Genomic DNA, 24,263 nt, shown 5'->3' with positions numbered 1-24,263 from the left:
GCAGGTGACGGACACACAACGGCTGCGGTTCGAGGTTGCACCTTCAGGTTTACTGCTAAGGCTAGAATTCATGCACCGCACAATCACATATGTTGCAGTGCGATAAAAGCCCTTATTGCGTTAGTTCGCCCAATCAGTGGCCGGAATTCCAAGCCACGCCAGCGCGTCCGGGAAGCTCGCGAAGCTATGAACGGGCTTGAGGAACGGCCCTGGTGGCACCACGCTCGGCGACCACGTCAGCAACTCGACCTCCCAGGCTGGTAAGCGGTGGCCCGGCAGCATCTCTCGAACGAGGCTCGCGATGATCTCACCATCGAGCAGGACGTCGTAAGCACCGGGAGCCAAGGGGGCGAGGGTATATGTCATCCCGTTCTCCTAAGGGGTGTCCCATGGCAAAGGCCAGGGATTTAGGACGCCGGTCGGCCTGGGAGGCCGGCCCATGCCTCCGCGAGGAGTGCTCGTCGGACCTCGGCACGGGCGGGGCCGAGCGCGAGCACTTGGTTGAGGACGAGGCTGAGAGCGTCCGGTCCCGCAGTCTCGGCCAAAGAAGCTCCCTGGCGACGAATGGCAGCCCGTTAGGGGGCTTTGGCGGGATCGGGGGTGTTGAAAGACGCGGCGGTCCACAGAACGGCCTTCAGTGCCTGCAGGAGCGCCCGATCGAGGCTTGAACGCACTACCGGCAGCGCAACGGCTGTGCGATCCGTCCGGTCATGCTACGTATCCTGAAGCACGTGCTGATCGACCGAGGCCCCGACCGCGACGCTCATATCGACGCTGCCGCGGCCGCGATCCTGGGCACCTTCCCTGAGGCGCAATTAGAGATCGCGCAGGGTCTCCTTGACGATGATCTGCTGATAGAGATCAGGATCCCGGTGCAACGGATGCACGAGTGGCCGGGCGTGAGCCGACGCGCCCACGCCTTCGCACCCGCGGTAGCGGCAAAGCCGCTGTGCGTGTGCACTGCGTCTTGACATCGCCAGCCTTACAAACGCGTAGTGGCGCCTCACGTAAACATATCGCGAAAGCTTAGCATCATCGATTGGCTCAACGAGCGGTCTTCGACCGCGAAGAGGGAGCAAATCATGCTGGACATTATCAGGGTCATCACTGCAGGAGCAGTTCTGATCGCGTGGAGCTACATTGCGCCGGTCCTGTTTGCACCCAATGCCTCTTCCGAGCTGATGCGAGCGGTGAGCCACTGAAACGAACGATCCAGCGCGTTGCCCGATGAGAACGCCGGAGTGGATGGTTCTCCTCATCCCTGCGATCTCCTGATGTTGCCCACGGTCTGTGGGGAGACACCGGCCCGACGGACAATCGCGCGATCGGAAAGGCCGGAGCCGAGTTTGCGACACGCCCTGAGCAGTGTCGGCAACCGCGACGTGATGCAGCGCACCGGATCCGGTGAAAGGGTGAGGTGAAGTCGGCTGCCAACTCGAGGGAGGTGCCGATGATCCGATCCCGGACCACTTCGGTCGTTCTGGTTCTCGCTGCCTGGGCGACGACTGCGAGCGCTCAGTCGCTCACACCGCCGCCTGCCCGGCCCCAGCCGGCGCCGCGCGAGGATCCGATGTGCGCGCTCCTGCGGGACGGCGCGAACCGCGACGCCGGGATCGAGGGGCGCCGTGTCGCGAACGAAGTCGCCCCCGACGACGACGAGCCCTTGGTCGAGAGCGCCGCCGAGCGTCAGGAGCGACGGCGCCGGCAACTGGCGGAGTACGGGTGCCGGGCTGAATAGACCGCCGACAGTGGCCAAGGTGATCCGCGGCTGCGGCTCGACCGGGGCGGGAAGGGCAGGAGGCGCCTGAAGCGCCCCCGCGCGCTCGGCCTCGAGCGCGGAGAGTCGGTCGATCACCGCGGCGCGTAGCGGGATCGAGTAGGGTCAAAACCATGTGGGGGGGCCGCTTTCGACCGAGCCTTTGTGAAAACGCAGAGGCCGTAGAAGGATTTTCCCTCGCCCACCCTGGGGAGCGCCGGAATAGGATCATGACGGCTTCTCTGCTGCCGTTCACGGCACCTGAACGGCGGCCGCGCAGAAGATTGTTCTAAAATTCGGGGCGCGTCCGAGTTTTCACAAGCCTGGACCCGAAGGAGATCCTCGCACCGAGTGTCGGGAAAGTCCGCTCGTGAGTGTTTCGCCCACACGTTCGACTTCGTGAAGTACCCTGCTGAAGCTCGCTTGGCCACGTGTGTCACGCGTGAGTTCGAGCAGCTTCTGGCGTCGTTAGGAAACCGGAATGTGGTCCGTCCCTGAGGTGGCCCTCCGGGAGTGAACAGGACCGAGACTTCAGCCTTGGGGTGCCCCAAGTGCGGACAGCAGCCAAGCGATAGGCTACAACTTGAGGCTCGATGCTGTAGCATCGCGGGTGAGCCCGCTCTGTAATGGCGCCGACCAGCTGAAAGCTCATGGGGGACGCATGCTACGTCGATCGCTCCTTGCGTCCCTTGCGGTGTCTGCCGTGGCCTTCAATCCAAGCCGTGCTCAAGAAACATGGCGTGTCGGCGTCAATCCAGGTGGCGCCCCTTTCAGCTTTCGGGATGCGCAGTCGGGCGCCGACCAAGGTGTCTCGGTAGAACTCATCCGTGTCATCGGTCAGCAGGCAGGTGTGTCGATCCAGTTCCTGGCGATGGCATTCACTGAACTGATCCCCGCGCTGACGAGTAGTCGCATCGACGTGATCGCAGCCAACGTCCTGGCGACCCCCGAACGCGCCGCGCTCGTGGAGTTCTCTGAGCCCGTCGTCAAGGGCGGCGACGGATTGGTCGTCTCCATCATAGACTGGGATTGCCCCGTTTCTGTGGCTCTTGCTCACTTTTCGTGGACGGCGGTTGATTGACTCGGCCCGATGATGGCCCGCTCCGCCGGCCCCATCGTGGGTGGCATGCACATCCCCTTCGCCATTCCCGAATGCCGCGTTGAGCCCGCCGTCGAACACTCCCATGACCGCCTCGTCATCCCGGTGCGCCTGGACGCAGCGAGCCGGCGCTGCCCAGACTGCGGCCGTACCAGTCGGTCCGTCCACAGCCGCTACCATCGCCATCCCGCCGACCTGCCGCTGTCGGTGTCCCAGACCGCCCTGCGTATCGAGGTGAGGCGGTTCTACTGCCGCAACCCGGCCTGCCACCGCCGCACGTTCGCCGAGACCCCATCTGACCTTCTCGGACCACGCGCCCGGCGCACGCGACGGCTCGCTGACGCCCAGGCACAGGTCGGCATCGCCTGTGGTGGTGCGGACGGTGCGCGTCTCCTCAAGCACCTGCACATGCCCGTCAGCCGGGCGACCGTGCTGCGGCTCATCGCGCGCATGCCGATGCCCGATGCGCCACCGCCCACCCACGTCGGCATCGACGACTGGGCGATGAGGAAGGGCAGCCGCTATGGCACCATCGTGGTCGATCTCGACCGTCACCGCGTGATCGACATTCTTCCTGATCGCACCGCATCGACCCTCGCCGGCTGGCTCGAACGTCAGTCCCACATCCAAGTCGTCGCCCGGGATCGCTCGACTGAGTATGCACGCGGCGCGAGCCTCGGCGCTCCTCAGGCGCAGCAGGTAGCCGATCGGTGGCACCTGCTCGCCAACATGCGGCAGGCCGTCGAGCGCTGGCTGCACGGCGCCCACGCGCAGCTCCGGCGTCTGCCGCCCGTCCCCGGATCCGCTGTTCCTCCAGCCCGGCGTGATCGCGCCTTCGCCCGCAGCACACCGGAGCGGGAAGCGGGTGCCGAGAGCAGAGCGCGCTGGCGGGCCCTCTACGATGAGGTGCGCCGCCGGCGCGCAGGCGGCGAGACGTTGCTGGGGATCGCCCGCGCCATGGGGCTGGCTCGTGCCACGGTGCGCAAGTTCGCGAGCGCCGAGACCTTCCCGGCCCGGTTGCCCCACGGTGCCGGGCCGAGCCTGCTCGATCCGCACGTCGCGTACCTCGTGGGGCGCATCGGGGAGGGCTGCGAGAACGCGATGGCGCTGTGGCGTGAGATCCGGGAGTGCGGCTACCCCGGCACAAGCCGGCAAGTGCACCGCTTCGTCGCCGAACGCCGAACGAGGCCGGTTCGATCGGGCCGCAAGCCACGCCACGAGAGGAGCGTCACGCCCAATCGGCCTGCGGAGGACACGCGGTTGCCGCCGGCACGGCAACTCGCGTGGCTTCTCGTGCAGCCGCTCTCGGCGCTGGAGGCAGCCGACGCCGCCGTGGTGACCCGCGTCGAGCAGGACGACACCGCCCGGGCCATCGCTGATCTGGCCCGCCGCTTCACGACGTTGGTGCGCACCGCCGGTGTAGGCGGCATTGCGGCCGCAAGCCAGGCCGGCGCGACGGACATCGATGCATGGATCGCGCAGGCGCGGGCGTGCGGCGCGCCCGCGATCGCGACGTTCGCCTCGGGCCTGAACAGCGACGGCGCCGCGGTCAGGGCAGCCTTGACTGAGCCGTGGAGCAGCGGACAGGCCGAAGGCCAGATCACGCGGCTCAAGCTGATCAAGCGTCAGAGCTACGGACGTGCGGGTCTGGATCTCCTCAAACGCCGCATGATCCTCGCCGCGTGAACCACGAAAAGTGAGCAAGAGCCACCGAGCCGGGGCAATCCCAGTCGCTTCCAGGCAGTACGGTGGGCTGGGCTTGGACCCAGCCCTGGCTCGCGCGTACACAAGTGGTTGAGGTGCTGCGCAGGGTCCGAGCTACGGTTCTTCGCTGACCAGCGCCTGATCGCTCAGCGCCGGGGAACTCCGATGCCCAGCCAAGAGCAGATGATGAAGCGCCAGCAGGTGCTAGCCGACTTCGGCGAGTTCGTCCTGCGCAGCGAGAACCTCGACGAGGTGCTGGCTGAAGCCTGCCGTCTCGTCGCCGAGGCTTGCGGCATCACCCGCGCCAAGATCCTGGAGATCCAAGAGGACAGGCAAAGCCTCCTCGTGCGGGCTGGCGTCGGCTGGGAACCGGGCATCGTTGGTCGGCTGCGCTTACCCATGAGCGAGCGCTCCTCCGAGACCTTCGCGATCACGGAAGGCAGGCCCACCATCACGCAGGACATCGGCAAGGAGGAGCGCTTCGATGTCCCTGCGTTCATGAAGGAGGCCGGAGTCATCGCATTCGCCAACGTGCCGATCTTCGTGCCCGGCTGGAAGGCTTACGGCCTGCTGCAGGTGGACGCGACCGAACCGCGCGACTTCGGCAAAGAGGATACCGAGTTCCTGCGCACCTACGCCATCATCCTGGGGCCGGTGATCGACCGCCTGCACAAGGTGAGTGCCTTGCGCTTGACCGAGGAGCGCTTCCGGCGTTTCGCCGAGCATTCGACGAACGTGCTCTGGCTCGCCGACCTGGAGAGCGGACGGCTCGACTATCTCAGCCCCGCCTTCGCGCAGGTCTGGGGCATGCCCGCCGAGGACATGCCGAACCTCGCGAGTTGGCTCACCAGCGTTCACCCGGAGGACCGCGACGCCGCCGCACAGGCGCTGGAGCGGGTCGGCGGCGGCGAGACACTCGTTTTGGAGTACCGCATCCAGCGCGCCTCAGACCACGCGGTGCGCCGCATCCGCGACACCTTCTTCCCGATCCCGGGCATCGACGGACGGAGCCGGTCAGCGGGCGGGATCGCGCAGGACATCACCACCGACACCGGCCTGCGCGCCTACGTGGTCGCGGTTGAGGACCACGCCCGGCGCAGCCTCGTCGGCGCTCTGCAAGCCGCCGGTTACGAAGTGCGGGCCTTTGGGAGCGGGCAGGCCCTCCTCACATTGAAGAGTTCGCTGATACCGGGCTGCGTCGTGCTCGACTTGAAGGAAGATGGCGACCTAGTCGTCGCCAGCGAGTTGAAGGCGATGCGCAAGCACCTGCCAGTGGTGGCGGTCGGCACAAGCGGCGGCGACATTGGCTTCGGGGTCCGCGTCATGAAGGCGGGAGCGGTCGATTTCCTCGAAGTTCCCTGTGCACCAGAAGCGTTGCTGTTCGCCGTCAAGACGGCGCTCACCGAAATCCACGTCGAGGCTGATCGGGTGCGCGGGAACGACGAGGCCCGTGCCCGGGTCGCGGCGCTTTCAGCGCGCGAGCGCGCTGTGCTGGAAGGTTTGCTCGCGGGCGGGACCAACAAGACCATCGCCCGCACGCTGGGCCTGAGCCCGCGCACGGTGGAGATCCACCGCGCTCGGGTCATGGAGGCGCTCGGCGTCCACAACCTACCCGAGGCCGTTCTCATCGCGACAGCGGTTGGCGTGCGCCCTGCCGTTCAGGACGGCGACTAGGTTGCAACCCGGCGCCTCTGATTGCCAGTCCGGAAGTTGCGCGATCCAGACCGATGCCTACGCTCTTTCGACGTCCGCTTCCGGGATGCAGCCGCGGACCGCTGTACGGCGGCAATGGGCGCACAGCCGAACGTCGGCTTTCGGGCGTCACCCCAATGACGCCTCACCACCCCGAACGGCCCTTCCGCTACTTGGGTCGGAGTGTCAACAAAACGACCGAAAACCTTACACGCCAGCGAGCAGTTTCGGCTGACGGGCATGCCGCAAGAGGCGCCCGCAGCAGTGGATGTCAGGAAACCGTGTCACGAAATCAAATGTTCGGAAAACCCTCGCAATCAGACATTCCTGACGCGGGTCGCCAGCGGCGGTTTTGGGTCAGGAGTTCGCGTCCGCCTTAATCGGCTATGCGCCGGTTTCTGCCGTTGGACCACCGCCTCAGGAGTAGCCGCTCGTCACCCGACAGGTGCCGTCGAGGCTGGACGTTCAGGTCCAGCGTGCACAACTTGCGTCGCTCTGTTCCTTCGCTCCGGCCATGCTGCGCTGAGCCGATCTTTGGCAAGCCGCGTCGATCAGCGGACGTCGACAGCCGCGCCGGTTCACGGGAGCCCGGGATCCCCACCATGCGTTGTCGCCTGCGCTGACAGCGATAAAGCAGGGCCCTAGCTAAATGCATGGAGGGGCTCGCCCCATGCCACGGAGCCTCGACCGAGCCGATGATGGAACCCGCGACGAACCACCCGGCCGGTGCGGAAGCCAGGATCCCCACCGGAGTGCCCGGCCTCGACGACGTCCTCTGCGGCGGCCTGACCCCGAGCCGGCTCTACCTGCTGGAGGGGACCCCCGGGACCGGCAAGACCACGATGGCCCTGCAGTTCCTGCGCGAGGGGACGGCGCGAGGCGAGCGCACCCTCTACGTCACGCTGTCGGAGACCACCGACGAGCTCCGCGCGGCCGCGGCGACCCACGGCTGGACCCTCGACGGCATCGACGTCTACGAACTCGTCGACGAGATGGGCCTCGACCCCGACAGCGAGCAGTCGATCCTGCACCCCTCGGAGATCGAACTCGGCGAGACCGTCCGTGAGGTCATCGCGCGCGTCGACGAGCAGCAGCCCGATCGGGTGGTGTTCGACAGCCTCTCGGAGCTGCGCCTGCTCGCGCAGAACCCGTTGAGGTACAGGCGGCAGATCCTGGCCCTCAAGCGCTACTTCGCCAAGCGCGCCTGCACCGTGCTGATGCTCGACGACAAGACCTCCGAAACCGGCGACGTGCAGCTCCACAGCATTGCCCACGGCGTGGTGTCCCTCGACCAGGCTCCGCGCGAGTACGGCCCCGAGCGGCGACGGCTGCGGATCGTGAAGATGCGCGGCATCAAGTTCCGCGGCGGCTACCACGACTTCATCCTGGAGACCGGCGGCATCCGGGTCTTCCCGCGCCTGATCGCGGCCGAGCACCACTCCACGTTCGATCCGGCGGGCAAGTCGACCGGTTCGGCCGAGCTCGACCTGCTGCTCGGCGGCGGCCTCGTGCCGGGCACCAACACTCTGCTGCTCGGCCCGTCCGGCATCGGCAAGACCACGACGGCCGTCCGCTGCATGTTGGCCGCGCTGGAGCGCGGGGAGAGCGCGACCTACTACCTGTTCGACGAGGGTCTGGGCACTCTGCTCACCCGATCAGCGATGCTCGGGATGGACCTCGGGCCGCACGTCGAGGCCGGGCGCCTGACCATCACGCAGATCGATCCCGCGGAGCTGTCGCCGGGCGAGTTCGCGAGCATGGCCCGCCAGGCCGTCGAGGAGCGCGGCTCGACCTTCATCGTCGTCGACAGCTTGAACGCCTACCTGCACGCGATGCCGGGCGAGGAGTTCCTCATCCTGCAGATGCACGAGCTCCTGAGCTACCTGAACCAGCAGGGCGTCACCACGCTCCTGGTACTCGGCCAGCACGGGGTCATCGGCGACATGCGCACCGACGTCGACCTGAGCTACCTCAGCGACTGCATCCTCCTCTTCCGCTTCTTCGAGGCTCAGGGACAGGTGCGCGGCGCGCTCTCGGTGGTGAAGAGCCGCGTCAACGCGCACGAGCGCACCATCCGGGAATTGAGGTTCGGGCCCGGGGGGCTGCAGGTCGGCGAGGCGCTCGACGACTTCGAGGGCGTGCTCTCCGGCCTGCCGGCCTACCGCGGCAAGGTGGAGATGTTGGCGTCACCGCCCCCCGCAGCGGGTGGCGAACGGTGACCGCCCTGCACCCGCACGAGGAACGCGTCCTGATCCTGGCGCCGCGCGGGCGCGACGGCGCCGTCACCGAGCATGTGCTCGCCCGGGTCGGAACGCGCGCCGAGACCTGCCCTGACCTGGGCGCCTGGCTCGCCTCCCTCTCGGCTGGCGCCGGCGCGGCGCTGGTTACGGAGGAGGCGCTGGACGGCGACCTGGACGCGCTGTTCGCCTGGCTCGACGCGCAGCCAGCCTGGTCGGACTTCCCGTTCATCGTGCTGGCGACCCGCCAAGCCGGCCGCCGCTCCGAGCGCGCGGCGCATCGCCTCGCCCGGCTTGGCAACGTCATCCTGCTGGAGCGGCCGGTGAACGCCGAGACGCTCGTCAGCGCGGCGGCCTCGGCGCTCCGGGCCCGGCGCCGTCAGTACCAGGCCCGGGAGTTCCTCCTTGAGCGCGAGCGGGCCCAGGAGCAGCTCCGGCACGCCAACGAGGATCTGGAGCGGCGCGTGGCCGAGCGCACCCGGGAGGTCGAGACCGCGCACGAGACCCTCGCCTTCGCGCTCGACGCGGCCGGCATGGCCTCGTGGGACCTTGATTACGGCACGGGTGTCTCCCGCCGCTCCCCCCGCTTCGACGCGGTGTTCGGCTACGAGGGCGGGGGACCGACGTGGGACCGGCAGTCCCTTCTCGCCCACATCGTCGAGGAGGACCGCGCGGCCGCCGAGCGGGCGTTCGCCACGACCCTGGAGACCGGCACGCTCGACTTCGAGTGCCGAATCCGGCGTCGCGACGGCGCTGTGCGCTGGATCGCGATGCGTGGCCAGGTGAACCGCGACGAAGCTGGCAACCCCCTTCGCATTGCCGGCATCCTGATGGACCGCACCGACCAGCGGGTGACCGAGGAGGCGCTGCGCCAGGCCCAGAAGATGGAGGCCATCGGGCAGCTCACCGGCGGCGTCGCCCACGACTTCAACAACCTGCTCACCGTCATCGTCGGCGGCCTCGACATGATGCTGCGCCGGCCGGAGCAGGTCGACCGGGTCAAGCGGCTGGCCGAGGCGGCCATGGGCGCGGCCCGCCGCGGCGAGCAACTGACCCAGCAGCTGCTCGCCTTCTCGCGCCGGCAGATGCTGCGGCCGCAGACGCTGAACCCGAACCGCCTGCTCCTCGACTTCAAGCCGCTGGCCGAGCGGGCCGCGGGCGGGGCCGTGGAGCTTGCCTTTGACCTGGACCCGGCGCTCGACCCGATCCGCATCGACCCGGCCCAGTTCGAGGCGGCGGTGCTGAACCTGGTGGTGAACGCACGCGACGCCATGGAAGGGCGGGACGGCCACGCCCGCATCGCGGTGGCGAGCCGAAACGTGCACCTCGGGACGGCCGCCGTCGCCGACAAGGGCGTGCCGCCTGGCCCTTACGTGGCGGTGTCGGTCAGCGACACCGGCGGCGGCATTCCGCCGGACAAGCTCCAGCGCGTGTTCGAGCCGTTCTTCACCACCAAGGAGGTCGGCAAGGGGACCGGGCTCGGGTTGAGCCAGGTCTACGGATTCGCCCGCAGCGCCCAGGGCTTCGCGCAGATCGACTCGGAGGTTGGCCGCGGCACCATGGTCACCCTGTACATCCCGCGTTCGACCGACCAGGCCGAGGAGGAGGCGGGTGCCGGACCGGCGGGGACCATCCCGTTGCGGCGCGCCGGCGCGGGCGAGACGGTCCTGCTGGTCGAGGACGACGAGCAGGTGCTGGCCATGGCGGTCGAGAGCCTGGAGGAGCTGCGCTACCGGGTCATCGTCGCCCACAACGCCGCCGAGGCGCTCGAGCACCTCAGGGACGTGGAGCGCATCGACATCCTGTTCTCGGACGTCGTGATGCCCGGGGGCATGAACGGCTCACAGCTGGCCTTAGAGGCGCAACGTCTTCGGCCGGGCATCAAGGTGCTGCTGACCTCGGGCTACGTCGCCAATCTCGACGAGGGGCAGGTGATCGGCCGCGGTGAACTCCCGGTGCTGAACAAGCCCTACCGCCGCGACGAGCTCGCCCGGTCGCTGCGGCTTGTGCTCGGTGCGGCGGGAGGCTGACGTCACCCCGCGCGGATAAGGGAGAGCGGCCAAGCCCTCACCCGCGAGGCGCAGCCAGACCGTCTGCCTGAGGTTCGCCCACCCAGGCGTCTGGTCCCGATCGCTCGAGCCTCCGGCCGTACTCCGCCACTCGGACCACCGCGTCAGGAAGCCCGGGCCCCGCGCATGTAACTCGCAATTTGTTATAGCTCTTGCTATGAATCATTCTACTATGCTGACTGTGAGCTGGTACTGAGAGCGATGACGCAGCCGTGAGGCGCGCTGGCGAACAGACTTGGCTCGCGGCTCGAGATGGGCGTCGGTGGAGGCCTGAGGGACGAGGCCGCATGGGGGCCAATGCGTCACCCCGCACTTCGGTCCGGGAGCCATTCGCCACGACGCGCTCCGCGGTGGGGCGACAGACAAGGAGCACCCATGTCCTTCACCCGCAAGCGCCTCGAGTTCGACATCATCCTGTCCGGCGGCCAGTTCGGTTCCGGCGGCGGGAACACGTCGCGGATCTCCGGCGCGCGGGCGAATGTGCGCATCGCCAAGGCCGGCGGGCGCGACATGGGCCGCATGGAGGCGGCGATCTTCGGGATGACGCTCTCGGAGATGAACAAGCTGACCACGTTCGGGACAGAGGCGGATCTCGTCACCAAGAACGGCATCAAGGTCTTCGCCTACGACGAGGGACAGCAGCCGGCCCTGATCTTCTCCGGCACGATCGGCACCGGCTACGCCGACATGCGGGCCATGCCGGAAGTCTGCTTCCGCGTGTCGGCCTTCGCGGGCCTCTACGAGAGCGTGCAGAAAACAGACCCGACCTCGAAGCCCGGCCCCTCGGACGTTAAGGAGGTCATGGGTGACCTCGCCAAGCGGATGGGTCTGCAGTTCGAAGGCAATGACATCGATATCAAGATCCCGAACCTCTACCTGTCCGGATCTCCTCGCCAGCAGGCGATGAAGCTCGCCGAGATGGCGGGCGTTCAGTGGGTGATCGATAACGACACGCTCGCGATCTGGAAGTCGGGAGCCAGCCGCCAGGGCGGATCCATTCCCCTGATCTCCCCCACGACCGGCCTCGTCGGCTACCCTGCGTTCAATCAGGCGGGCGTGGTGCTCACCACGATGTTCAACCCGAGCCTCCGGCCCGGCGGCAAGATCAAGGTCAAGTCGGACCTGACGCCCGCGTGCGGGGAGTGGTTCATCTCCAACCTCGAGTACGATCTCGACAGCGAGACGCCGCGCGGCAAGTGGTTCAGCATCGTCGAGGCCCAGCGGCTCGCGGGCCTGCAGACGGCGGGCGGGTGAGATGATCGACCTGTCGCCGCTCGCGAAGCTCGCGCCCGTGCAGGACGCCGTCGAGGCGCTGAGCTTCGCCGAGAGCGCCCTCAGGGACGATCCGAGTCTCGCGCAGGGCGACCCGACTGCGTTCAAGGCGATCTTCGCCCTCTACAGCTTCGCGATGGCCGGCGGCCGCGTGGAGGATCTGCTCGCCGCGATCGCGCGGGCGGGCTCCGCGCCGCAGGTCGGCAGGGCCTGACCAGGAGACAGACCATGGCGACGGTGATCGATGCTCTCGTGGTCAGCCTTGGGCTCGACGTCACGCAGTTCCGGAAAGCGCAGCGAGAAGCCTCCGACAGCTTCCGGCGCACGAAGGACGATGCCGTCAAGCACGCGAAGGGCATCGAGGATGCGACCGCAAAGGCCGGCGACGCGGTCAGCCGGCTGACGGGCAACTTCCTGAAGCTGTTCGCCCTGCTCGGCGCCGGCCACGAGTTCAAGCAACTCGCCGCGGACATCACAAGGGCGGACGCCGCGGTCGGCCGGCTCGGCCAGTCCCTCGCGACCGCCCCGCAGGCCATCTCGGGCATGGCCAACGCGGTGGAGCGTGCCGGCGGCTCGGCCGACGCCGCGGCCCAGAGCTTCCAGACGTTCTCGGATCACATCCAGGAGCTCAAGGCGACAGGCGACACGTCGATCCTCCCGTTCCTGAACCGGCTCCAGGCGGCCGGTGGCAAGCAGATCAACCTCAACAAGTCGTTGTCCGAGACCTTCGGCGACATCGCGGAGAACCTGAAGGCCGTCCAGGCGAAGCAGGGTGACGCGACAGCGAACTGGCTCGGCCGACAGCTGGGCTTCGATCCGGGCACCGTCGCCCTCCTCGACCAGGGGCGCGAGGCCGTCCGGGCCGCCCTGGAGGAGAGCCAGCGGCTGGGCGCCGCGTCCAAGGCCGACACCGACGCCGCGCGCGACCGCCAGCGGGCGTGGAGCAGCCTCAACCAAGCCTTCACCGACACGGTGAGGACGGTCACGACCGCGCTCAGCCCGGTGCTGGTCGAGCTCCTGCGCGACGTGGAGCGGCTGGTACTCGCCGCGAAGGACTTCCTTCGGAGCGACTTCTTCAAGGCGTTCGCCGAGGGCGCGACCGCGTGCGCCAATGCGATCGGCGGTTGGGCCAAGGCCATCGAGGTGCTGTTCGGTCTGTTCCTCGGCGCCCGCTTCCTCGCTGTCCTGCGGGCGCTGGGGACGCTCCGCACCCTCCTCATGGGTGGCGCGGCCGTGGGAGCGGCCGGAGCCGCGGTCGCGGGCGGCGGCGGCCTTCTGGGGACGCTCGCCATCATCGGCGGTGTGCTCGCGGCCGGGGCGGCTGCCTACGCCTACCTTCGGGGCGGCAAGTCGGGCGGGCAGGCCGGCGGCGCGCAGGCTGCTGAGGGCGGCGGCCCGCCCGCGGGCGCCAGCACCGGGGCGAGGCCCATCTCGCAGTCGCACCTCAACATTGGTCGCGGCTCGCCGGAGGTGGCGGACTACATCCGCAAGGCCGCGGCCGCGCGCGGCATCGACCCGGACACGGCCGTGGCGGTGGCAAACTCGGAGGGCCTGCGGGTCTTCAACCCGTCCGCCCCGCGCGACACCACCGGCGGCGACCACGGCCACGCGTTTGGCCCCTACCAGCTGCACGACCAGTTCCTCGGCGCCCGCGCGCTCGCGCAGGGCATCAACATCCGCGACCCCGGGTCCTGGCGCCGCCAGGTGGACTTCGCGCTCGACCGCGCCAAGGCGCACGGCTGGAGCGACTGGCACGGTGCCGCGCGGATCGGGGTCGGCCCGTGGCAGGGCATCGGCGGCTCGGCCGCGGGCGCACCGGCGGCGCGCACCGGCGGCGTCGACTCCCGCCTCATCGACATCATCAACAACGCGAAGTCCGGGCTGCCGAACGGCTACAGCGCCCGCGTCATCTCCGGCCTCCGGCCCGGCGATCCGCGCTTCCACGGGCAGGGTCTCGCGGCCGACGTGGCGATCTTCGACGCGCAGGGCCGCAAGCTCGCGAACTACCAGGATGCCTCGACCTTCCGCACCTACGAGCGGTTCGCGCAGGCCGCGCGCCGCTACCAGATGCAGAAGTACCCGGACCTCGCGCGGGCGCTCCGGTGGGGCGGCTACTTCGGCGGTCCGGCCGGGCGCTACGGCGCCATGGACACCATGCACTTCGACCTCGGCGGCAACCGGGTCGGCATGGGCGGCGGCTCGTGGGAGCGGGGGCTCACGCCTGCGCAGCGGCGCATGTTCCCGGGCGTGGAGTCGCGCGGGATGGGCGATTACGGGTCAGCGGAGAACGCTGCCCGACCGAACGGTGCCGGCGCCTACGCCGCGTCCGTGAAGATGGCCCACGCCGCCAACACCACGAACGCCTACGACAACCGCCGCACGATCACGAGCTCCAGCGAGACGAGTATCGGCACGATCAACGTGCACACCCGGGCGACGGACGCCAGCGGGATCGCGCGGGATCTGGAGCCGGCGCTGCGGCGGGGCGGGCACGCCAACGCGGCGCAGTACGGGATGGCGTGAGGGTGCGCTCACAGCAGAGGCTGCAAACCCCCTGAGGTTGGTCGAACAGACCTACCTACTACCGCTCCGCGGCTTGGGGGGCGTAGGCGGCTTCGGTGGAGGCTTTGGGGTTGGTTTAGAGTCGGTTCCGATCCGGCTGCCGTCTTTCGTCCCAGTCGGGCGATCTTTGGGTTGAAATTCTAGAGGAGGGTGCATGCCCGATATCGTCCGCGTACTTCAGAGCGCCGATACTGCCACGCTGGATGAGATCCGACGAGGCTCCGAAGCGCACCTCGCCGCACAACTCACAGTCGCTCTCGCGGGCAACCAGCGCGCAATGACTTTCTTCGGCTTTCTCGCTGCCGCCTCTGCGGTTATCGCTGGAGCAAGCGTTACTGCAATCGCAACAGTGTCGCCGCTGGCGCCTCTTGGGTACGGCGGCTTGATTGTTGTGGTTGGCTTCCTGATCTCAATGGCAATGGCCAACTTGGCTGCACTGCCAGATGCATTTGAATATGTCGGCAACACACCGTCATCTTGGCTCGATGACATTACAGGTGAGAAATCTCTTAGTTTATCTCGTGCCGAAATGCTAGCACAAGATGATCGTTGCATCGCGCATAACCATTCGGTGCTGAAAAGAAGTGCGAGGTTCACTAAATTCGCGATGTGGACGGCTTGGTCAAGTCTCGCATCCGGATTATGTGCGTCTGTATTTGCTTATGGCCTCACCCACGCCTGAAGTTCAATGAGGGCAGCTTGTTTTTACCTTGTTCTGCCACTCATGTATCCTCCGAGGAACGTTAGCGATGACACCACAAGACCACCAAGTGTTTTTATCAAATCAGCATCTTGCAATTGACTTGTATGCGGCACAAAAGCAACCAAGATAATCCCTGTCATGCTCATCAGAACGATGGCCGCAGCAATATACACCGGTGCATGGTCTCTGTCACCAAATAAAGTACCTAATAAACCGAGTTGTTGACTTTGCCATTTCAAGTCATTATCAGTCTTTGGAGTATTGGGAACACCGCCAGGGTTATTTTTAGGCGTTATGGCCATGTCACTTGGCCTTTCTTGTGACAGTAATTGCTGCAATTTTTGTATAAAGATCTATTTTTCCAGCGAATGCTACAGCGCAGTCAAAATAATATTCGTATTGGTCGTCGCTGGCAAAGTTGAAATTAGGGCCTGTTGCCCCAAAACCAAACGGTGTAAAGAACACCTCAAAATACAATTCAATATTATTTTCGGGACCGCTTGAAGACCAAGAGCGTGTAGGCTTATTAGTTTCGATGGGAATAATATTAATGTTCACGCGATATTCAGCGTCCCGCTCAAATGGATATAAACTGATAGCAGCATCCATATGCGATACAATCACACCAGAATAAACAATCTCCCGACTACCTATATTAATTTTCAAATTCGCCATCGCGCATTTCCTCAACGTATAACCGATTTTCCGCGCACAATCGCCTGGTTAAATTCGTTGAAAGGACGCCAACCTCAAGGGCTCGACTCTGATCAGCTATACCCTCATTTCAGGTAGCCCTTGGCCTTGAGGTGCTCGGCAACCGCCTCGCGAATTGCTTCCGGGCGGGAGGGCTTCGGCTCAGGGTGATCAGCGATCCAAGCATCAAGAGGCATGAGGTGCTCAGGCGGCATCCGCAAGTGCACCGACGTCGCGTCGGTCCGCGGTCGCCCCCTGCCTCTTTTTTCGGTACGTGATATTGACGACGCCATGATTATCACGTACCTGAAAAAGCGTCGGGCCGCAACGGTGCTGCGAACACCGCGCGGCCCTGACCACAACCGCTGTAGGACCGATCATGGCTACCCTCACCCCTACACCACCGGCCCGCGCCGGTGAACGCTCCCGCTCGCCCTCCGCACAGGTGGAGCCCGTCACGGGCGCGATCCGCGCCGTCCGGGCCGACGAGTTGGCGGAGGCCCGCGACGCCCTCGCCGACCTTCGCGCCGCGCTGGCGGAGTACTTCGCGAGCATCGGCGACCCAATCGACTTCGACGCCCCGATCCCCACCGCCCTGCCCATCGTGCGCAAGGCCATTGCTGACCGGATCGAGGCCGACATCGCGCTCCTCGACCTCCTCGACGGCGACCCCGACCGCGAGGACGGCGGCGACCTGGAGCCGAGCCTGTGCGGCCTCACGGTGTCGTGGCCGAGCCCGGAGGATCGCGAGATGGGCGACGACAACGGCATCGCCGACGAGGGCGGCCTGTTCGAGCAGTTGAAACGGCACGCCGCGCGCGGCGGCCGTGCGCCGGGATGGACGGCATGAGCGCGCCCGCTTCCCGCCGCGGCATCCTCCGCGGCCTCGCCACGCTGCCGCTCATTGGCGGCGGCGTGACGCTCATCGGCCGACCCACGGCCGCCGCCGTACCCGTCACGGGCGGCATGCTGGCGACGTACACCGCCTGGCTGCACTTCGAGCTGCGCGCCGCGTCGGAGGCCTTCAGCGCCCCCTACGCGCCACACGCAAAAGGGTTCATTCCCTGTATGAACCCGGGCGCCTTGTGGCACGACTTCGGCGACTGGGAGGGGGAGAAGCAGCGCGCGCGGCTGCGGGCTCCGGTGATCCTCTCGGCCGCGGGCGTGCCGCTCACCAGCCGCGAGGCGGACTGGATGTGGGGAGGGCTGGCCGGATGAAGGACAGTCCCCTCTCTGCCGCTCAGGACATGGAGCCGAGCTTCCTGCGCATCGCGGCGCTCGCGCAGATGCTGGTGTGCTGCGGGACACCGTCGACAGTGCCGCCGCCCGAAGCGGTCGCGACGGTGGGCGCCGTCATCGCGGAGACGGCTGACGCCCTCCGCGAGGAGTGGCGGGCGCTGGTGGCACAGCTGGGAGGCCTCCCATGACCCTGCTGCGAATCCTTCTCGCCCGCTGGGCGCTCCGGGCGGGGCGCCGCGACATGGAGCGCTCCAACCGGATCTGGGCGCGGGCGGAGCGGCGGATCGCCTGGGCGGGCGAGATGCTGGAGGTCGCTCAGCGGGGGAGGGCCTAGCCCGATTCCACCGCATTCCACGACGGCTTATTGGCCATTCGTTGGACAGGAGAGAACCGCAAATCGGCTAAGTCATTGAGGCGGTTGGCGCACCCGACACGATTCGAACGTGTGACCTTTGCCTTCGGAGGGCAACGCTCTATCCAGCTGAGCTACGGGTGCTGACCGCGGCCCCTCAGTAGCGCAGGTCGGGGTGGGGCGCAACGGGGTTCGGACCGTCGGACTCACGCGAAGCGGGCTCCACGCGCAGGCCTCGAGCCAGCGCCGCCCCGCCCGCGGCCTCATCCCAGACCATCGTCCCCGCCCCGACGGCCCGCGCCCGACCAGCAGACCCCGCGATCGCGCCCCGCGGCGACGCGCCCTCCAGGCTCCGCCCCCACACCGCCCCAAGATCTCCCGCCCCGGCGACCCGGGCGGAGCCCGTCCCGCCATGATCTCGCCCAATCCGGAGCCTCCGCGACGCAGTAGCCGCCGAAGCTCGACCAATGTAACCTGCGTCCGTGCCGCAGGCGGCGGCGCGGTTTGGCGAGCATCCACGGTGTGCCGGGAGAGAACGCGCCCCCTTCAGGTTCGGCCGGCGGCCAAGGCGCGCCGCCGCATGGCCGGCCGGGCGCGGTGACCGCATGCGGCGGCGCGATCTCCTCGGCGGCGGCCTCGCCGCCCTGGCGTGGCCCTCCGCGGCCCGGGCGCAGCTGGCCGCGCGCCCCTGCGCGGTCGGGTTCCTCACGCCCATCGGCCTCGAAGCGCCGACGACCCCCCGGGGCAGCCTGCTCGTGCGCGCGCTCGAGACCCGCGGCTACGTCCTCGGCCGCACCCTGAGCCTCGTCGCCCGCGCCGCCGAGGGCCGGCTCGATCGCCTGCCCGCCCTGGCGGACGAACTGGCGGCCGCGAAGGTCGACGCCATCGTGACGATCGGCTTCCCGGCCGCCCTCGCGGCGAAGCAGACCGGCGTGCCGACCGTGGTCGCGGTCGGGGCCGGCGATCCGGTCGCGACCGGGCTCGTCGCCAGCCTCGCCCGCCCCGGCGGCACCGTGACGGGCATCTCCGACAACGATGTCGACCTCTCGGTCAAGCGGCTGGAACTGCTGCGCGACCTGCGCCCGGCGCTCCGCCGCTTCGCGATCCTCTACAACGCCGACGACCTCGGCATGACGCTGCGCTACCGGGTCTGCGCGGCGACGGCCGAGCGACTCGGCCTCGGCGTCGAGGCCCTCGGGGTGCGCGAGCCGGACGACTTCGCCTCCGCCTTCCGCGGCATGGACGAGCGCCCGCCCGAGGCCATCCTGATGGTCACGGACGCGCTCACCAACCTCAACCGGACGCGCGTCTTCGCCTATGCCCGCGCGCACCGGATCCCGGCCATCTACGAGCAGCGCCCCTTCGTGCGCGAGGGCGGGCTGATGGCCTACGGCTCGGACGAGACCGAGGCCTTCGACCGCGTCGCCGGGATGATCGACCGCATCGTCAACGGCGAATCCCCCGCCGACCTGCCCTTCGAGCAGCCGACCCGCTTCACCTTCGTGATCAACCTCGCGGTGGCGGCCGCCATCGGCGTGACCGTGCCGCCCACGCTGCTCGCCCGGGCCGACGAGGTCATCGAGTGAGCGGGGCGGCCACGGCCCCCCTGGCCGCCGAGGCGGCCGCGTCGCGCGCGCCGGCCCGGGCCGCGCGCCGGATCCCGCTCGCCGTCAAGCTCGCCATCGCCCTCGTCGGGCTCGTCACGGTGGTGCTCCTCGTCGACGGCGCCGTGAACCTCCTCCTCAACTTCGACGAGGCGAAGCGCACGGTGGTGCGCGTGCAGCAGGAGAAGGCCCGCGCCGCCGCCGAGCGCATCGACGGCTTCGTCTCGGAGATCGAGGGCCAGATCGGCTGGACCACCCGGGCGGAGTGGCGCCGCGTGCCGGTGGAGCAGCAGCGCTACGACTTCATCCGCCTCCTGCGGCAGGCGCCCGCCATCACGGAGGCGGTCTACATCGATCCGGCGGGCCGCGAGCAGCTCAAGGTCTCGCGGCTGGAGCCGGACGCGATCGGGAGCGGGCGCGACCTCTCGGGGGATCCGCGCTTCGTGCGGGCGGTCGCGGACGGGCTCTGGCTCGGCCCCGTCACCTTCCGGCGGGGCTCGGAACCCTACATGACCATCGCGGTCGCCCATGCGGGCCGGACCCCCGGCGTCACCGTGGCGGAGGTCAACCTCAAGCTCGTCTGGGACGTCATCTCGGCGATCCGGATCGGCGAGCGGGGCTACGCCTTCGTGGTGACCGACACGGGCCGGCTCATCGCCCATCCCGACCTCAGCCTGGTCCTGCGGGACACGGACCTCTCGGGCGCGCCGCAGGTGGCGCGGGCGCTGGCCGCCCGGGGTGCGCCGGCCGGCGGCACCACCTCCGAGATCACCACCGACATGCAGGGGCGGGAGGTGCTGAGCGCCCACGCGCCCATCGCCCGCGTCGGCTGGATCGTGTTCGTCCAATCCCCCCTCGGCGAGGCCTTGGCGCCCGTCTACGCGGCGCTCACCCGGTCGCTGATGCTGCTCGGCCTCGGCCTCCTCCTCGCCACCGTGGCCGGCACCTTCCTGGCGCGCCGGATGGTGGTGCCGATCCGCCGCCTGCAGGAGGGCGCCGAGCGGCTCGGCGGCGGCGACCTCTCGCAGCGCCTCGCCATCCGCACCGGCGACGAGATCGAGACGCTCGCCGACCGCTTCAACGTCATGGCGAACCGGCTCCAGGAGAGCTACGCCACCCTCGAGGCCAAGGTCGCGGAGCGCACGCGCGACCTCAACGAGAGCCTGGAGCAGCAGACGGCCACCGCGGAGGTGCTGCAGACCATCAGCCGCTCGGCCTTCGACCTGGAGGCCGTCCTGGGCACGCTCGCGACCTCCTCGGCCCAGCTCTGCGCGGCGGACCAGGGCATCCTGTTCCTCCGCGACGGCGACCTGTTCCACCCGCGCGCCACCTTCGGGGCCACCCCCGGGCTGCTCGACCAGCTGCGCGCCAACCCGCGGCGGACCGGCGACCGGACGACGATCGCCGCGCGGGTCGCGCAGTCGGGGCGCATCGAGCACGTCCCCGACAAGCGGCTCGATCCGGGCTACGCGCCGCCCGCGGGCGAGACGGCGCTCAGCGACACGCGCACCCTGCTCGGCGTGCCGCTCCTGCGGCAGGGATCGGTCGAGGGCGTGCTCGTGCTCATGCGCGTCGCCTGCCACCCCTTCACGCCGCGCCAGATCGAGCTGGCCCAGACCTTCGCCGACCAGGCGATGATCGCGATCGAGAACGCCCGGCTGTTCGACGAGGTGCGGGCGCGGACGCGCGACCTCACGGACGCGCTGGAGCAGCAGACCGCCACGAGCGAGGTGCTGCAGACGATCAGCCGCTCGGCCTTCGATCTCCCGGCGATCCTGACCACGCTGCTGCACTCGGCGACGCGGCTCTGCCGGATCGAGACCTCGGCGCTCTACCTGCTGCGCGAGGGCTGCCTCCACCTCGAAGCCTCGACCGTCAACCGCCCGGAATGGGTGGAGTACAAGCGCGCCCATCCCCAGCCGCTCAGCCGGGACGTGCCGAGCAGCCGCGCCGCCGTGAAGGGCGAGATCGACCACGTGCCCGACATCCTGGCCGACCCGGAGCTCACCAGCGCCCCGGACCTGCACCGCATCGGCGGCTACCGGGCCACGCTCAACGTCCCGCTGATGCGGGAGGGGGCGGTGATCGGCGTCCTGAGCCTCGCCCGGAACGCGCCGGGCGCCTTCGCCGAGCGGCAGATCGCCCTCGCCAAGACCTTCGCCGACCAGGCGGTCATCGCCATCGAGAACGCCCGGCTGTTCGAGGAGGTGCAGGCGCGCACCCGCGAGGTGTCGGAATCGCTGCGCCAGCAGACCGCCACCGCCGAGGCGCTGCAGGTGATCAGCCAGTCGGCCTTCGACCTGGAGACGGTCCTCGCCACGCTCATCCGCTCGGCCACGGACCTGTGCAAGGTGAGGAGCGGCATGATCTTCGTGCGCGAGGGCGGGGTCTGCCTCCTCGGCGCGGCGATCGGCATCGAGGCGGCGACGGAGCGGTTCTTCCGGGAGACGCCCCGCACCCCGGGCCGGGGCTCCATCGTGCCCCGCGTGATGCTGTCGGGGGCGGTGGAGCAGATCCCCGACATCCTGGCCGACGAGGAATTCGCGCTGGCGCACGTCAACGACGACTTTCGCGGGCTCCTCGGGGTGCCGCTGATGCGGGACGGCGAGGTCAAGGGCGTCTTCGTGCTGATGCGGCCCGAGGCCGGCCTGTTCTCGGACCGCCAGGTCGAGCTGGTGCGCACCTTCGCCGACCAGGCCGTGATCGCGATGCAGAACGCCCGGCTCCTGTCCGAACTGCAGGAGCGCACGCGCGACCTCCAGGCCTCCCTCGACGACCTGCGGGCGACCCAGGACCGCCTCGTGCAGTCCGAGAAGCTCGCCTCGCTGGGCCAGCTCACCGCCGGCATCGCGCACGAGATCAAGAACCCGCTCAACTTCGTGAACAATTTCGCGGCCCTGTCGGCGGAGCTGATCGACGAGCTGAACGCGGCGCTGGCCCCGGCCGCCCTCGACGGCCCGGTCCGCGAGGAGGTGGACGAACTGACCGGCCTGCTGCGCGGCAACCTGGAGAAGGTGGTCCAGCACGGCCGGCGCGCCGACTCGATCGTCAAGAACATGCTGCTGCATTCCCGCGAGGGCTCGGGCGAGCACCGGCTCGTCGACGTCAACGCCCTCGTGGAGGAGAGCCTGAACCTCGCCTATCACGGCGCCCGGGCGGAGAAGCCGGGCTTCACCGTGACGCTCGCGCGCGACCTCGATCCCGGCGCCGGCAGCGCGGACCTCTACCCGCAGGAGATCACGCGGGTGCTCCTGAACCTGATCGCGAACGGGTTCTACGCCGTGGCCAAGCGCGCCGCGCAGGCGGCGGAGGCCGGCTACGAGCCGCGCCTCCTCGCGGCGACCCGCGACCACGGCGACCGGGTCGAGATCCTGATCCGCGACAACGGGACGGGCATCCCCGACGCGGTGCGGGCGAAGATGTTCAACCCCTTCTTCACGACGAAGCCCGCCGGCGAGGGCACCGGGCTCGGCCTGTCGCTCAGCCACGACATCGTGGTGAAGCAACACGGCGGCACCATCGAGGTCGAGACCGAGCCGGGGGCCTTCACGGCCTTCCGAATCGTCCTGCCCCGCGGCGGACCCGCCCACCCGAGGAGCCCCGCATGAGCGTCCTGATCCTCGTCGTCGACGACGAGCCCGACGTGGCCGACCTGTTCCGGCAGCAGTTCCGGCGCGAATTGCGCGCGGGCCGCTTCGCGCTGACCTTCGCGCACTCGGCCGACGAGGCGCTGGAGCGCCTGCGCGCCCCGGGCGAGGAGACTCTCATCCTGATCTTCTCGGACATCAACATGCCGGGCATGACCGGCCTCGAACTCCTGCCGCAGGTGCGCAGCGCCCGGCCCGACGTGCCGGTGATCATGATCACCGCCTACGGGGACGCCGAGACGCGCCGGCGGGCGGCGGAGGGCGGGGCGGCGGGCCTGCTCACCAAGCCGATCGACTTCGCGGCCCTCCGGGCGGAGGTCGACCGGCGCCTGGCGGAACTCGGCCGGGCCGCATGAGCACCGAGACCGCACCGACCCGGGTCCTCGTCGTCGACGACGAGCCCGACCTCGAGACCCTGATCCTGCAGAAGTTCCGCCGCCGCATCCGCGAGGGGACCGTTGCCTTCCTGTTCGCCCGCGACGGCCTGGACGCGCTGGCCCTGCTCGCCGACCATCCCGACGTCGACCTCGTCGTCTCCGACATCAACATGCCGCGCATGGACGGGCTGACGCTCCTGGCGCGGCTCCAGGAGGCGGACGACAAGCTCTCGACCGTGATCGTCTCGGCCTACGGCGACATGGCCAACATCCGCACGGCGATGAACCGCGGCGCCTTCGACTTCCTCACCAAGCCGATCGACTTCTCCGACTTCGAGACCACCCTCGACCGGACCGTGCTCCACGTCCGCGCCCTGCGCGAGGCGCGCCGACGGCAGGTCGCGGCCGAGCGGGCGCATGCCAGCCTGTCGCGCTACTTCTCGCCGAACCTCGCCGAGCGGCTGGCCGCGGATGCCTCGGCCCTGGTGGCGGGCGGGCACCGGCGCGACGTGGCCTCCCTGTTCACCGACATCGCCGGCTTCACCACCCTCGTCGAGAGCCTCGATCCCGCCCTCCTCACCGAACTCCTGAACGGCTACCTCGCCGAGATGACCGGCATCGTCTTCGCGCACGAGGGCACGGTGGCGAAGATCGTCGGCGACGCGATCCACGTCCTGTTCGGGGCGCCGGGCGAGCAGCCGGACCACGCCGCGCGGGCGGTGGCCTGCGCGCTCGCCCTCGACGCCGCCGCCGAGGCCTTCCGCACCCGCTGGATGGCGCGCGGCGCGGCGCTGGGGGTGACCCGCATCGGCGTCCATGCCGGGCCGGCCATCGTCGGCAATTTCGGCGGCGGCCGCTTCTTCGACTACACGGCCTACGGGGACACCATCAACACGGCGGCGCGGCTCGAGGCCGCCAACAAGGCCCTCGGGACGCGGCTCTGCGTGAGCGCGGCGGTGGCCGAGCGGGTCCCGGCGTTCCGCGGCAGGCCCATCGGCGACCTCGTGCTGCGCGGCAAGGCGGAGGCCCTGCGCGCCTTCGAGCCGCTCACCGAGGCGGCCTTCGCGGATCCCGGGACCGCGCGTTACCGCGAGGCGTTCGAGAAGCTCGCGGCGGGCGATCCGGGCGCCCTGCCGGCCTTCGCGTCGCTCGTCGGGCTCAACGCCGACGATCACCTCGCGAGCTTCCACCTGCGGCGGCTCCTCAACGGCGGGGCGGGGACGCGGATCGACCTGCGCGCCCCCTGACCGGCGGACG

Annotated in this window: 22 protein-coding genes and 1 tRNA gene; 19 read left to right on the top strand and 4 right to left on the bottom strand. The window is 68.8% G+C overall.

The window, feature by feature from the left end; all coding sequences use genetic code 11:
* Positions 1-120 precede the first annotated feature (120 nt).
* Positions 121-366 (bottom strand): hypothetical protein, encoded by a 246-nt coding sequence (locus ACW9J6_RS29130; RefSeq protein ID WP_457119842.1) that lies wholly within the window; start codon positions 364-366, stop codon positions 121-123.
* Between the two features lie 344 nt (positions 367-710).
* Here ACW9J6_RS29130 and ACW9J6_RS29125 point away from each other — a divergent pair, with 344 nt between their 5' ends.
* From ACW9J6_RS29125 to ACW9J6_RS29075, 11 genes are all read left to right on the top strand, one after another.
* Positions 711-971 (top strand): hypothetical protein, encoded by a 261-nt coding sequence (locus ACW9J6_RS29125; protein WP_457119841.1) that lies wholly within the window; start codon positions 711-713, stop codon positions 969-971.
* A 599-nt stretch (positions 972-1,570) separates the two neighbouring features.
* Complete coding sequence (locus ACW9J6_RS29120; RefSeq protein ID WP_457119840.1) at positions 1,571-1,738, top strand: hypothetical protein; 168 nt, start codon at positions 1,571-1,573, stop codon at positions 1,736-1,738.
* A gap of 721 nt (positions 1,739-2,459) precedes the next feature.
* The gene (locus ACW9J6_RS29115) at positions 2,460-2,837 is read left to right on the top strand and encodes a substrate-binding periplasmic protein (RefSeq protein WP_457119839.1); all 378 of its coding nucleotides are present in this window, start codon (positions 2,460-2,462) and stop codon (positions 2,835-2,837) included.
* Positions 2,838-2,882: 45 nt separating this feature from the next.
* Positions 2,883-4,541: an ISL3 family transposase gene (locus ACW9J6_RS29110; RefSeq protein WP_457119838.1), complete on the top strand. Its 1,659-nt coding sequence runs from the start codon at positions 2,883-2,885 to the stop codon at positions 4,539-4,541.
* A gap of 183 nt (positions 4,542-4,724) precedes the next feature.
* Positions 4,725-6,233 (top strand): LuxR C-terminal-related transcriptional regulator, encoded by a 1,509-nt coding sequence (locus ACW9J6_RS29105; RefSeq protein ID WP_457119837.1) that lies wholly within the window; start codon positions 4,725-4,727, stop codon positions 6,231-6,233.
* 716 nt (positions 6,234-6,949) lie between these two features.
* Positions 6,950-8,470 carry an ATPase domain-containing protein gene (locus ACW9J6_RS29100; protein WP_457119836.1) on the top strand — a complete coding sequence of 507 codons (1,521 nt, stop codon included), beginning with the start codon at positions 6,950-6,952 and terminating at the stop codon, positions 8,468-8,470.
* Positions 8,467-10,518 carry an ATP-binding protein gene (locus ACW9J6_RS29095; protein WP_457119835.1) on the top strand — a complete coding sequence of 684 codons (2,052 nt, stop codon included), beginning with the start codon at positions 8,467-8,469 and terminating at the stop codon, positions 10,516-10,518. The genes ACW9J6_RS29100 and ACW9J6_RS29095 overlap by 4 nt, the downstream gene beginning before the upstream one ends.
* 414 nt (positions 10,519-10,932) lie before the next feature.
* Positions 10,933-11,811, top strand: a complete 879-nt coding sequence (locus ACW9J6_RS29090) for a baseplate hub protein (protein ID WP_457119834.1) — start codon at positions 10,933-10,935, stop codon at positions 11,809-11,811.
* 1 nt (position 11,812) lies between these two features.
* A complete protein-coding gene (locus ACW9J6_RS29085) occupies positions 11,813-12,043 on the top strand; it encodes a hypothetical protein (protein ID WP_457119833.1) in 231 nt (76 codons plus the stop codon).
* 14 nt (positions 12,044-12,057) lie between these two features.
* Positions 12,058-14,352 (top strand): hypothetical protein, encoded by a 2,295-nt coding sequence (locus tag ACW9J6_RS29080; RefSeq protein WP_457119832.1) that lies wholly within the window; start codon positions 12,058-12,060, stop codon positions 14,350-14,352.
* A gap of 193 nt (positions 14,353-14,545) precedes the next feature.
* Positions 14,546-15,073: a hypothetical protein gene (locus ACW9J6_RS29075; protein ID WP_457119831.1), complete on the top strand. Its 528-nt coding sequence runs from the start codon at positions 14,546-14,548 to the stop codon at positions 15,071-15,073.
* A 23-nt stretch (positions 15,074-15,096) separates the two neighbouring features.
* Here the strand turns inward: ACW9J6_RS29075 and ACW9J6_RS29070 are convergent, their stop codons facing one another.
* Together ACW9J6_RS29070 and ACW9J6_RS29065 are read right to left on the bottom strand one after the other, a co-directional pair.
* On the bottom strand, positions 15,097-15,396 hold the full coding sequence (locus tag ACW9J6_RS29070; RefSeq protein ID WP_457119830.1) for a hypothetical protein: 300 nt from the start codon (positions 15,394-15,396) through the stop codon (positions 15,097-15,099).
* Between the two features lies 1 nt (position 15,397).
* Positions 15,398-15,769, bottom strand: coding sequence for a hypothetical protein (locus tag ACW9J6_RS29065; protein ID WP_457119829.1), 372 nt, complete (start codon positions 15,767-15,769; stop codon positions 15,398-15,400).
* A gap of 397 nt (positions 15,770-16,166) precedes the next feature.
* Here ACW9J6_RS29065 and ACW9J6_RS29060 point away from each other — a divergent pair, with 397 nt between their 5' ends.
* From ACW9J6_RS29060 to ACW9J6_RS29045, 4 genes are read left to right on the top strand one after another with little or no spacing between them, the layout of a single operon-like run.
* Complete coding sequence (locus ACW9J6_RS29060; RefSeq protein WP_457119828.1) at positions 16,167-16,637, top strand: hypothetical protein; 471 nt, start codon at positions 16,167-16,169, stop codon at positions 16,635-16,637.
* Positions 16,634-17,005, top strand: coding sequence for a hypothetical protein (locus tag ACW9J6_RS29055; RefSeq protein WP_457119827.1), 372 nt, complete (start codon positions 16,634-16,636; stop codon positions 17,003-17,005). Before ACW9J6_RS29060 ends, ACW9J6_RS29055 begins: the two co-directional genes overlap by 4 nt.
* Positions 17,002-17,214, top strand: coding sequence for a hypothetical protein (locus ACW9J6_RS29050; RefSeq protein WP_457119826.1), 213 nt, complete (start codon positions 17,002-17,004; stop codon positions 17,212-17,214). The genes ACW9J6_RS29055 and ACW9J6_RS29050 overlap by 4 nt, the downstream gene beginning before the upstream one ends.
* Positions 17,211-17,360, top strand: coding sequence for a hypothetical protein (locus ACW9J6_RS29045; protein ID WP_457119825.1), 150 nt, complete (start codon positions 17,211-17,213; stop codon positions 17,358-17,360). The genes ACW9J6_RS29050 and ACW9J6_RS29045 overlap by 4 nt, the downstream gene beginning before the upstream one ends.
* A gap of 85 nt (positions 17,361-17,445) precedes the next feature.
* Here the strand turns inward: ACW9J6_RS29045 and ACW9J6_RS29040 are convergent.
* Positions 17,446-17,522: transfer RNA gene (locus tag ACW9J6_RS29040), tRNA-Arg, on the bottom strand.
* A gap of 461 nt (positions 17,523-17,983) precedes the next feature.
* Here ACW9J6_RS29040 and ACW9J6_RS29035 point away from each other — a divergent pair.
* The 4 genes from ACW9J6_RS29035 to ACW9J6_RS29020 are packed head-to-tail and all read left to right on the top strand — an operon-like array spanning position 17,984 to position 24,253.
* Positions 17,984-18,964, top strand: a complete 981-nt coding sequence (locus ACW9J6_RS29035) for an ABC transporter substrate-binding protein (RefSeq protein ID WP_457119824.1) — start codon at positions 17,984-17,986, stop codon at positions 18,962-18,964.
* Positions 18,961-22,590, top strand: coding sequence for a GAF domain-containing protein (locus tag ACW9J6_RS29030; RefSeq protein ID WP_457119823.1), 3,630 nt, complete (start codon positions 18,961-18,963; stop codon positions 22,588-22,590). Before ACW9J6_RS29035 ends, ACW9J6_RS29030 begins: the two co-directional genes overlap by 4 nt.
* Positions 22,587-22,985: a response regulator gene (locus ACW9J6_RS29025; RefSeq protein ID WP_457119822.1), complete on the top strand. Its 399-nt coding sequence runs from the start codon at positions 22,587-22,589 to the stop codon at positions 22,983-22,985. The genes ACW9J6_RS29030 and ACW9J6_RS29025 overlap by 4 nt, the downstream gene beginning before the upstream one ends.
* Complete coding sequence (locus tag ACW9J6_RS29020; protein ID WP_457119821.1) at positions 22,982-24,253, top strand: adenylate/guanylate cyclase domain-containing protein; 1,272 nt, start codon at positions 22,982-22,984, stop codon at positions 24,251-24,253. The genes ACW9J6_RS29025 and ACW9J6_RS29020 overlap by 4 nt, the downstream gene beginning before the upstream one ends.
* The last annotated feature ends 10 nt before the right edge of the window (positions 24,254-24,263 follow it).

This window comes from Methylobacterium sp. JK268 (assembly GCF_054052225.1).
The sequence above is the reverse complement of the archived record's forward strand: the minus strand, read 5'-3'. Positions and strand labels throughout refer to the sequence as shown.